The following is a 271-nucleotide window of genomic DNA, read 5'->3' on the forward strand; positions in this document are numbered from 1 at the left end:
CCGCTTTACACGCCGCTGTGGCGTCCTCGAGTCGTTTCAGTACCGCCAGCGCGGTCATGGAGGCGTCGTACACGGCACGAGCCACCCCCACCCTGGACGCAGGCTCAGGGCGAGGTGGCGGGAACGGAATGTAGGCGGGCAACCCAGCCAGGGCCGCAGTGTCAGGGCCAAAGGGTTCAATGGAAGGAAGCGTCATCGCGGCAAGGAAACCAGCCACATCTGCTGTGGCTGCAAAGCCCCGGTCTCCGGGGAACTCCTCCCGATTACTCAT

General features: G+C 64.6%; 1 protein-coding gene. It reads right to left on the reverse strand.

Translation table 11 applies throughout. The features are described 5' to 3' along the window. A partial coding sequence (locus tag JMA46_RS16915; RefSeq protein ID WP_207346504.1) for a hypothetical protein occupies positions 1–271 on the reverse strand: 271 nt, incomplete at both ends.

It is taken from the genome of Arthrobacter sp. E3 (assembly GCF_017353415.1).
Lineage (GTDB): Bacteria > Actinomycetota > Actinomycetes > Actinomycetales > Micrococcaceae > Specibacter.